At 57.8% G+C, this 9,415-nt stretch carries 8 protein-coding genes; 2 read left to right on the top strand and 6 right to left on the bottom strand.

The features are described from left to right. Window positions 1–113: 113 nt before the first annotated feature. From NKI95_RS33565 to NKI95_RS33545, 5 genes are all read right to left on the bottom strand, one after another. Window positions 114–551: a transposase gene (locus tag NKI95_RS33565; RefSeq protein ID WP_352722125.1), complete on the bottom strand. Its 438-nt coding sequence runs from the start codon at window positions 549–551 to the stop codon at window positions 114–116. A 56-nt stretch (window positions 552–607) separates the two neighbouring features. Beyond that, window positions 608–1,567: a class I SAM-dependent methyltransferase gene (locus tag NKI95_RS33560; protein WP_352722124.1), complete on the bottom strand. Its 960-nt coding sequence runs from the start codon at window positions 1,565–1,567 to the stop codon at window positions 608–610. Between the two features lie 12 nt (window positions 1,568–1,579). Next, window positions 1,580–2,536: a glycosyltransferase family 2 protein gene (locus tag NKI95_RS33555; RefSeq protein ID WP_352722123.1), complete on the bottom strand. Its 957-nt coding sequence runs from the start codon at window positions 2,534–2,536 to the stop codon at window positions 1,580–1,582. Further along, complete coding sequence (locus tag NKI95_RS33550; protein ID WP_352722121.1) at window positions 2,533–3,813, bottom strand: O-antigen ligase family protein; 1,281 nt, start codon at window positions 3,811–3,813, stop codon at window positions 2,533–2,535. The genes NKI95_RS33555 and NKI95_RS33550 overlap by 4 nt, the downstream gene beginning before the upstream one ends. A gap of 232 nt (window positions 3,814–4,045) precedes the next feature. Then, window positions 4,046–6,100, bottom strand: coding sequence for a hypothetical protein (locus NKI95_RS33545; protein ID WP_352722120.1), 2,055 nt, complete (start codon window positions 6,098–6,100; stop codon window positions 4,046–4,048). A gap of 616 nt (window positions 6,101–6,716) precedes the next feature. On the opposite strand from NKI95_RS33545, the gene NKI95_RS33540 reads away from it, so the two are divergent. Further along, window positions 6,717–7,559 (top strand): hypothetical protein, encoded by an 843-nt coding sequence (locus NKI95_RS33540; protein ID WP_352722118.1) that lies wholly within the window; start codon window positions 6,717–6,719, stop codon window positions 7,557–7,559. A gap of 521 nt (window positions 7,560–8,080) precedes the next feature. Next, window positions 8,081–8,773, top strand: coding sequence for a class I SAM-dependent methyltransferase (locus NKI95_RS33535; RefSeq protein WP_352722116.1), 693 nt, complete (start codon window positions 8,081–8,083; stop codon window positions 8,771–8,773). A 271-nt stretch (window positions 8,774–9,044) separates the two neighbouring features. On the opposite strand, the gene NKI95_RS33530 is transcribed toward NKI95_RS33535, so the two are convergent. After that, the coding region (locus NKI95_RS33530; protein ID WP_352722115.1) for a hypothetical protein at window positions 9,045–9,415 on the bottom strand (371 nt) is incomplete at its 5' end.

Genomic DNA, 9,415 nt, shown 5'->3' with positions numbered 1-9,415 from the left:
GGTCGCCCGCCTTCGCCCCCGCTTCGTGCTCACGCAGAACCGCGATGATCTGCTCTTCCGTAAACCGCTTTCTCTTCATCAGTCCGTCCTTCAATCGAGGCCGGACTCTAATCTCAGATGGAGGAAATTACCCGTGGCAGGTCAAGCTTCACCAAACCTGCTTTCTCGGCGAGCTTCAACACCTGCACGAACAGCGAGGCCAGCGCCGGCAAGTGCCGCTTGCGGAAGTCCGAGATCGCGCGGAAGTCCGGCGGGTCGCCCGCCACGATCATCATGAAATCCGCACGCTCCAAGGCAGCCTTGGCGATCCGGCGTGAGGAGTAGAGGCCGCTCGCGTAGCCCTGCAAAAGCAGCGCCGTCATCATGCGCGGATCGAACGGCGGCTGACCAAGCACGCTCGTGTAACTGCCGCTAATCGCGGATAGATCAAGCTCCTCCCTCACCAGCGACACGATCAGCCGAGAGAGGTGGTTCTTGGGCACGTAGTCCTTCACGCTCGGCGGCAGAAGCTGTGCCTCATCGATCTTCCAGGGGCGAAATTCCTTGCTCATAGTCCGCAAGGAATCAGACTCGTCCCAACTTGACTAGTGACTACTCGGACAGGCTCCTAGCGTTGAGCGCCCCGATATTCGTCGACAATGCTGCTTAGTGAGATACTGGTTCCGGTGAGCCTTCCCAGGAAATAGGCCCCATTGCTGCCGTCGATCTTGTGATCCTCTCCGATCATGCCGTCCATGAGCGCGGCCAGCGCGAAGGGAAGACTCAAGACGTCACCAAGCCGCCGGCTCCGGGTAAGGCCACGTAGGAAATATTTCGCCGCCCAGTAGAGTGACAAGCCGGGTCCACCGAGCGCTCCGCGACTGATCGTTTCGAAATTCCGGAACAGCCAGCGATGTCCGACCTCAGTGAAGCGCGTAAAATCATAAGCGCCCTCATGCACTTGCTGCATGAATGGTGTCTCGGCGTAGACGAGACCGCCGGGCCGGAGCACGCGGGATATCTCTGAAACGACCTGTTCCGGGTTAATCACATGCTCGAGGACCGCCTGAATGCAGACGCCGTCCACCGAGCCACTGGCAAGCGGAATTTGATGGGCGTCCGCGATGAAATGCGTGTGTGCGGACGGGTAGATGTCGAATGCAATCTGTCGGACGGCCTCGGTTTCATAAAGTCCGTCGGTCCCCGCGCCCTTGGTTGCGGCGCCGATCATGAGCACGAGGGGGCACTCAACGCCGTGCGAGAGAATGTGATCGCGAAAGCTGACAACGTTTTGCGCGCTGAGATTCGCAGTTCCGAAGAGCCATCCCTTGGTGATCCTCAGCCAGTTCGGTCGCCTCTTTATGGGTGAGATGCCACTTGCCGTCAGCACATCGGCACGCACGAGACTGCAAGAGAAATCGATCAGTGCGGGCTGACCACGCACAACCGGATAATCGGCCGTTCGCGCATCAGAGAGCTCGGATTTCGTCTCCGTTATGGTCCTGCCGTTGCGGTACAGAATAATCGGTACGGAAGGATTCCCGGGCTGCCGCATGAGATGCTCGAACTCTCGCCATTCCGCCAGCATCTTTAGGAGCCCTCAGCAAAGTCTTTTGCGCAAGGCGCGGTAGAACAATAGCTTGGCTGCGCGGCGCACCTGCGGATCCATGCCCCTCGGCAGGGCGCAAAGGAAAATGTAAACGTACACCCGCCAGGACAATGGATCGTGCCGCATCGCGCGAATGAGTAAGCGCGCTCCGCGTTTCTTTTCGCCTTGAGCCACGCAATCATTGCCGGCTTTCGCGTACAAACGCGCGTTGCGCCGGCGAGCGAGGTGCGCAAGCTCCGGCCGTCGCATGACCCATTCTCGCGTGAGGCGTTCGGCGACCGACAGAAGCGCGTCGAGTCTGCGGGTTGTGTTCGAGCCATGGCGCCGTTTATAGACGAGGGCTCCGGCCACATGTTGAAATGTCCAACGCTCGGCTACGCGCATACAAAACTCTGTATCCTCTCCAACCCTGAATGCCTCGTTGAATAACCCGATATCTTCGACAATCTCCCGCCGCATAACGATACTGGAAGGAACAATCGGCCCATCAAGCAGAAAATATGTCGGCAGCGTATCGCATTGGTCCGCGCGATAGCGGCGAACGGTGACGTGTAGAGCATCGGAAAGATCCGGAGCGGAAAAATCGACAAAATCACCATAGACAAGACCTGCCTTGCAGCCATTGCCAAAGGCGGTCAATTGACGCTCAAGCTTGTCCTCAGCCCAGAGGTCATCGCCGTCGAGAATTGCAATAAAATCACCGGTAGCATGCCTGAGGGCAAGGTTCCTCGCCGATGAAGGCCCAATACCCGCCGCCGTCAGGACATGTATGCGCGGCTCCCGATCGGCCAGCGACGCAATCACTTCCGTCGAGCCGTCCGTCGAGCCATCATTGACAATGATGATCTCTTTGATGCGGTTCGATGCGGTCTGATTGATCACGCTTTCCACTGCCTGCACAATGAAGCGTTCTTCATTGTGGCATGTCATGATAGCCGAAACACTCATCTTGTGCTTCCTGGCAAGGGGCGCCCAAGAAATCGAGGATGCCTCATGCTTGTCGGGTGACTCCTCCGCGCCCTGTTCAATGATAGGCAAAGCCCGTGCCGCGTCAATTCCGGCAGGAGCGAGACAAGGATCAGCGTGACGAAAGCTCGTGTGCCTGAGGCTTCTGTTCCAACGTAGAAGGCGCAGGGAACAAGGAACATGAGGGGCAGAAGCCGTGCCTGGGCCGCTCCGATCAATCCGTGAAAAAGTGCCCAGCTTAGAGCACGGCTTAACCGAAACCATGCGGCGACCCATATCAGAACGTAGAGGCTGAGCCCAATGATGCCGTTCTCGGTGAGGATGCGTTGAAACTCGCCATGGATTCCCAGCCGCAGCTCGGCAGGAAGATCGCGGAACTCAGTATCGATAATATTTTTGAATTGGTTCGTCCCCACGCCCATTATTGGATGTTCGGAGATGAGCCGTCTGGACAGAGTCCAGGAAAACGAGCGCTGGACATTGCTCGGCGTGTCTCCAGGGGCATATTTCCCCGTTGCGGCCAGGTGTTCGTACTGCCCCATGCTCAGCGGATCGAGCATGGACTGCAATTGCTTCTCGACATAGGGGTTGTCCACCATGGTCGACACCGCAAGAAGAGCCACGAAGCCGGCGACGATCGCCGGTACCATCGCAGTGAGCCTTCCGCGCGTCAGAAGTGCAGCGGTCAGAAAGAGATAGATCAAAAACGCCTTGCGTTCCCCAGATAGCACGAGCAGGGGAAGTAGCCCTGCCCATACAAACCAAAGGGTGCGCCCCTTGGCCCGGTTGGCGAAGAGGAGGAGCCCCGCGAGCGCAATTGGAAGGAAGGTGAACACGAGCCTTGGATCGAACAGATGCTTCCAACCGACCGGGTAGCCATGATCCACATGCCAGGCGATCGTATAGGCGAGGATCAACACCATGCCGAAAAGCAAGATGTTCACGGTCTTGTACGTCTCAAGCCGTCTGGTCTCCTGTGCGAGCGCGAACGCAAAGGCGCCCACGGCTGACATCTGCAACAGCTCGCGCAGGCCATTCTCTATGCCCACGCTGAAGGCCGAGACCATGTGCCAGCCCAAGAAGGGCAGGAGCAGTAGAAAACCGGCTGGAAAAGCCAAGCTTTGCCAACGCCCCGTGGCCAGGCCGTTGATGAGCGCCAGCAATGTGATCAGCTCGAACGGACGCAGCAATACAAGACCCGTCTCGAGCCTGATTGGCAGGAAGAGGCTTAGTATCGCGAATGTGAGGAGATAACGCATCACAGCCCCTCGCGGCGCGATATTCTTTTAACACGTTCTCTTTCCGGGAAACAGAACCTTGTTGGATGTGTCAATGCCGGCAGGCGGAGAAAGACTCCGCCATGCCGCACGCGTGTCTCACCAGTAAGCGGAACCCGCGATGCCGTATTGGAGGGGAAGCTTGGCATCATGTTCCTACCGGATTAGGAAACCTCCCGCTTCTAGTTTGCGGCCAGGACTGCTAATCAAACACCTAGCCGACGGTCTCGCTTTCCGGGGTCCAGGCTTCTGGCTGGTCGAGCACAGAGACCGCGCGAACATGGCAGCGAATCTTATGCCCGACATCCCGCGAGCTGAGCTCATAGCTTGTGCCGGTTTCGCCCACGATCGGAACGCCGTCACGATACCATAGACACTCAATTTGCGACGCAATAACGTTCGCTACGACGGTCAGCGCCTGGCCCGGTGAAGCCTGGCCCGAGAAGGCCGGCAACGCGCTGAACCCCGTCGGGACCCTAGCCAGATCCGTTTCCGTCTGCCGGACCCTTATATAGTCAATCACCATGTCATACGTCTGCGACAGGTCCGGTTGAGCGCGGCCCTTTTTTTCATCGTAAGCGAAATCCACTATGATGTATTTTTTCGCTGTGAGTTCCGGCGTCGTCGGAACGCGCGCCACTTCATAGCCATCGATCACGAAATAACTATAATCATCCTCGATCTGTGCGTACCAAGTATGAAATTCGCCATCGTATACGTCGATCGTCGCTGGAAAGCCATTTGATGGATCGACTTGATAGCCGGCGATTTTCCGGTGCATGCCACGTGGCGCGAGATTTGGACCTGCATAATCGAGTCTGGGTTTGTGGACGTGCTGGCTTATGTTGATATAGGCCCCATTGAGACCGTCATATTCCCAAAAGTCAGTCTCAAGGCGATTACGCGTCCGCCAGATTAGATGCTCCCTGCCATACGCCCAAAAGGCAGGAAAAAATCCGGGGCGGGGCGCTGCGATCTTCGGTAGTTTGGCGCGGATCTCGAAGATCCCCTTTCCCCAACACCGACCCTGGCCATTGTTGTTCACGGAAGAGAACGCACCTGTTCTCCAACGGCGCTTGTACAAGAGCCGGAGCGCCAGCGTGTGGCTGGCGGCGTCGTGCACATAGGAGGACGGCGACGCCGAGACCCGCTGGGCATTGGCGTCAACACCGACGCCCGCGAGATGGGTCGGCGCATACCAGATGCTGCCTTGAGCGCCCTTGTAATCATCGACAATCGTTCCGGAATCGAAGTCGTCAAGAAAGACCGTTGAATAACCGCGGATCGGGGGCGCCGCCTCACCACGATGAGCGTATCGCTCATTGCCAATGGCTGCCCAGGACGCCCACGAGGCTGAATCGAACTCATAACGTGCCGGTTTGTCGTTCGCATCCACGGCTGAAGGAGGGCTCTGGCGATAGGGGTGATCGTCGGGCAGGGCGGATTGCCGGCCGACGCGCCACATCCCCCATCCGATCAGCTTGTCGATCTGCGAGTCATTTAGTTCACCTTGTCCAATGATGACACAGTCGATCGCGACTTCGGCCCTCATCGGATTGTTCACATCGCCCATGAAGCTCTGCGATTTCATCCGGTTGGGTGCCAAAGCATAAATCGTCTGGCCGGCCGTCTTGACCCCATTCACCACGGCCTGCATCACGAATCCGCGGCGGTACCCGACCATGACATTCCAGTCGCCAAAATCCTTCGAGCATTGCCCTTCCTCGCTCTTGAGCTTGCCGTCATGGAGCCGCGAAACGAATGTGCCTGCCGAGGGCTTGAAACAGACCTGCGGCTGGCGATGCAGCGGGCCACCCTCCGCTCCATTGACGCAAAGAACGGAAACGTTATTCGCATCGGCGTTGACTGCCGAATTGCACCGGGCGATCACGAACCACCAGCGGTGAAGGTACGGGGCATCGTTATCGACGGGCCAAGTCAACGCCTGTTTCGTGTCCTTTTTGAAGAGGACGCCGCCGTTATTCGGAAGCTTTGTCGGGCGCAGGGTGGGCTCGGCTTGCACCGCAGCCACCGGCTTCACACCGCCGGATTGCCACGAGGAGACTTCGCCTTCGGCCGGGTCCTCCTGAAACCAAGATTTCACGATCATTTCCGGGAACAGACCAGGATGCCAGGAGTGAGCTTTCGGTTGCGAGCCTTGCGCTGGACCGGCGGCGCGAGCATCCCGTCCTGGGCGACCGGATGCCGTCAGCACAAGGGCGGCGCATGCGGCCCGTGCCAGATCCCGGCGAGAAATGCGGTGGGTCATTATCGTGTGCCTTACCTATCTCACGTCGCGCCAATATCCGCTGGTTTCGAGCTAAGGCTGCACCAGGACGCCCGTTACCGATTATTGCGCTTCTCCTCGCAAAACAATTCGCCGCTTTAGTTTGGCTTTTCAATGACGCCCTGCGGCGCGCCGAAGGGCAACAGAATCCTTCGAAACGGAGTGGTCTGCGAGCATCGAGGTACTTATGGAACGAGCCGTTATCGTCATTCGTTCGGTCGAGGGGGCTCGAACATACGGTCAACATGATCGCTGCCTCTCTCTCGACGTAAGATGGCCGCAGACAAGTTCTGGCAATTCTGCTACAAGGGGCCCAGCTTGCTCCGAAGATCTATCCGCGCGCCGGAACCCACTTGGTTCCGGTCGTCTCCCGCGAGTTCAATGTGATGGACTCCGCCCGTCCTAGTACCTCCTTCGGAAATCGGATTTCCCATGCGTTTTCGTGTGGTACGCTCCTGACGATGGTCGATAACCAAAAACACGCGCGCTACAGGTACAGTGACACGAGCCTTTACGACGCGAGGGTTAGGAAATACTATCGCCCAATACACTCAGACAGTTCAAATAGCGCACCGAACCGCAATCCCTGGACCCCAGAATGGATCGAGCCATTGTCATAAATTCCTTCGGCCGCGGCGGGTCGAACATTCTGGCGAATATGATCGGCTCTTCGCCCGGCGTCCTCATGACCTTCGATGAGTTTTGGCAGTTCTACTACAACGGCGGCTGGAATCTTCCTCCAAAGGTCTATCGGCGTCTGGGAGTCCAAGCGGGCAAGCTTGCCTCCAGGTCAGTGTTCTACGCGAAGCGATTTCAGAAGCGTCTGGAAAGAAGCATCCAAGCGTCGATCGCCGCTGACTACCAGCTGCGGAAGGAAAGGGGGCTCGATCTCGCGCTCGCGCGCCACGTCCTCTTCAAGGTGACTGAGTACGACATCTTCCTGAACTCTGAAATCGAGAAGCAGTTCGAAGAGACGATCTTCGTCGGGCTGGTGAGGAACGGGTACGGCCTTTGCGATTCATGGAAGCGCCGAGGGGTGCCGGCCATGATGGCGGGTCGAGTCTACAGCCACATTGCCGGCAAGATGCTTGAGGAACAGGCTGCCAGAGACAACTACTTGCTTGTCAGGTTCGAGGATATGGTTGCCCATCCTCTCCGCTTTCTGGATCGCCTGTACGGGCGCCTGGCGCTGCCGCGGCCCCGTGAGGACGCCTATATTCACAAGCCAAAGGGCTATGGGCCCGGTCAGGAGGCCGCCGCGTCTGCAAGTCGCACCATGCGCATAGTGGACAAAAGCTACTGGGCGTCACTCCTGGCCGAGAACATAAACGCTGCTGCGATCGAGCGACTGACGAGCGAGGACCTGAAGGACTTCAACAGGTACGGCTCCGGCGTCATGGAGACCCTGTACGAGGTCCGGTGGAGCAGCCCGGGCCCCTGAATTCGCACAGAATGGAGCAAACGACGAGGCGAACGGTGATAACGATGCGGGCCTGTGGCGACAGACCCTCGCACACTGTAACTAGCGGATGGGGCATGCTCGCCGATGCGTCCGAATGAAGCCAAGCACGTTCAGACGATCTTGGCTTCGCTTCCGAGCGAAGCAATGAATCCCTGCCTGAATATCGGCTCCTCGACCGCCCACTTCCGGACGGTGGAACAGCCCCACGTCGACTTGGTTGGAGATGTGCTGGATCTGGCTTTGCAAGAGCAACGGAGGGCGCTCCCTCTACCCGCGCTACTCCACCTACTACCACGAGGCAAGGTGCCACAAGCGTGGCTCCGTCTCGGGCGGATGATGAGACTAGAACAGCATGAACATCGCGGTTATCATCCCGGCCCGGAACAGACAGGCCGTTATTCTGCGCGCGCTCCAGAGCGCGCTTTCGCAAGGCCTGCCCGAAGGCGCTTGGACTCCCAGCCAGTTTCACCGTATGCTATTGATCCGTGGAGTGTTAGTAGATGCATTCAAGATCCGATACGCTCTATACACGTCTAAAAGGCGCGCGGTATTTTGAGCAGCGGAGCAGTTACCGAACAGATACCGTCCAGAAGTCTAGAGCAAGGCTTTTCGAGGGTTTCAGCAGCCACGCGGACGTCGTTCTGGATTTCGGCTGTGGCACAGGCGGTATCCTCTCGTGCTTGCCAGCGGTGAAGCGAATTGGCGTAGAGATCAACGAGACCGCTGTTAAGGAAGCGTCTGCGCGTTTGGACCTTGTTGTTGGCTCACTTGCGGATATCCCGTCCGGCACGATAGACAAAATCATTAGCTATCACGCTCTCGAGCATGTTGACAGCCCGTCGACGGTGCTCCTGGAAATGTTGCGCGTCCTAAAGCCCTCTGGCGAAATGAAGGTATTCGTACCGTGCGAGATGCCGATCATTGCCCCGCAGCATCGCTCATGGTCAAACAATCCCCACATGCATCTGCATTCTTGGACACCGCTCACCTTGGGCAATCTGCTTACGGTGCTTGGCTTTGAGGTGATTGCGGCCCGCATGCTTCCGGGTTCTGAAGGTGGAAGGCTCGGTGTGCTCTTTCCGAAGGACTCGGCCCTTCGTAAAGCTGCGGCTTTCTTAAAGGCATGTAGGACTGGAAGGTTTCATACGGCTGTCACCGCGCGCGCTCCTGCTGATTTACGGCATGACAAGTAGCACCACCGTGAGGTCTCAACGAATTAACTTTCAAGTGTGAGACGCTGAATTGGCGGCATATGCTGGTATCGGAGCGGGCCACCGAAGATCAAGGACGTAGTCGAGAGCGAATTCGTATTGCTCGGGGTTGCTGTCAGGATCCAAGACCGGCCAACACCGAGCTCGCCCGCCTTGCACGAAAGAGCCTGCCGTTCCGGGCCGTCGCTGTAAAAGATCGAGGTTTGCCGAAATTCCGCGGTCTTGGAGCCTTCGGATGGCCTCAATCAGGCGGTCAAAATTCTTTCGCGCTGTAAGGCGTCCGGCAGCGGCAAGCTGCAGGGGTGTACACGCCGGCAACTTCCGCGTAGTCGTCCGTCTCGCAGATTGCATCACCGCAAGGCCCCCGATCATCGTACGGCAGGAGTGTAAACGCCTTCATCTCGGGGTCCTGCCGCATTGCCGGATCGACAAATTCAAGCCAAAGCCCGAAGCCATGCCCGCACCTGGTCGAGCATGGATCGAATTGTGAGGAAAAGTCGACCATACCCTGGCATCTGCGACTGACCTGCCACGGGTAATTTCCTCCATCTGAGATTAGAGTCCGGCCTCGATTGAAGGAGGACTGATGAAGAGAAAGCGGTTTACGGAAGAGCAGATCATCGC

It is taken from the genome of Mesorhizobium sp. M0306, assembly GCF_040321655.1.
In the GTDB taxonomy this organism is placed as follows: domain Bacteria; phylum Pseudomonadota; class Alphaproteobacteria; order Rhizobiales; family Rhizobiaceae; genus Mesorhizobium.
The sequence above is the reverse complement of the archived record's forward strand: the minus strand, read 5'-3'. Positions and strand labels throughout refer to the sequence as shown.